Origin of the sequence: Arsenicitalea aurantiaca (assembly GCF_003994485.1) — a bacterium.
In the GTDB taxonomy this organism is placed as follows: Bacteria; Pseudomonadota; Alphaproteobacteria; order Rhizobiales; family Devosiaceae; genus Arsenicitalea; species Arsenicitalea aurantiaca.
This window is the reverse complement of sequence record NZ_RZNJ01000014.1, coordinates 1-764: the sequence shown is the minus strand read 5'-3', so window position 1 is coordinate 764 and position 764 is coordinate 1. Positions and strand designations below refer to the sequence as shown.

The 764-nt window shown below is 60.0% G+C and carries 3 tRNA genes; all 3 read right to left on the bottom strand.

The window, feature by feature from the left end:
• Positions 1-104: 104 nt before the first annotated feature.
• Positions 105-180 (bottom strand) — tRNA-Ala (locus tag EMQ25_RS17885).
• A gap of 8 nt (positions 181-188) precedes the next feature.
• A tRNA-Ile gene (locus tag EMQ25_RS17880) sits at positions 189-265 on the bottom strand.
• Positions 266-429: 164 nt separating this feature from the next.
• Positions 430-506 (bottom strand) — tRNA-Ile (locus tag EMQ25_RS17875).
• Positions 507-764 lie beyond the last annotated feature (258 nt).

Sequence of the window (764 nt, the reverse complement as noted above, 5' to 3'; positions counted from 1 at the left end):
GAGATCGAGTGCCTGGAGGGTTCAGCCATTCGAGCATAGCTCTCATGGCCTTCTCACCTCAAATCGCTCCACTGGAGCGATTTGCCCTGCGGGACGGATCGAAGTGGTGGAGCCAGACGGGATCGAACCGACGACATCCTGCTTGCAAAGCAGGCGCTCTCCCAGCTGAGCTATGGCCCCAAAAGGAATGGTGGGCCCGGGTAGACTCGAACTACCGACCTCACGCTTATCAGGCGTGCGCTCTAACCACCTGAGCTACGGGCCCGTCAGAACCGCCCCGCCGCTGGGATACCCCATCGGCCGGACGAAACCAGGCCACGGCAGCTCGGTGCTGGCCGGCATAAAGGCAATGAACACCAGACCGATAATCGATCCGACGGCCACTGCCTGTCGCTTNCTCTCCCAGCTGAGCTATGGCCCCAAAAGGAATGGTGGGCCCGGGTAGACTCGAACTACCGACCTCACGCTTATCAGGCGTGCGCTCTAACCACCTGAGCTACGGGCCCGTCAGAACCGCCCCGCCGCTGGGATACCCCATCGGCCGGACGAAACCAGGCCACGGCAGCTCGGTGCTGGCCGGCATAAAGGCAATGAACACCAGACCGATAATCGATCCGACGGCCACTGCCTGTCGCTTGTGAAGAAAGAGAAACGAAGGCGGCGAGGGTCCGCTGTAGTCTGCGACCGGTTTTGACTAAACCGATCTTGTTCTATGAAAGTCCGATATCAGCCAGGCTGATGAAGGACGATCCTTAGAAAGGAGG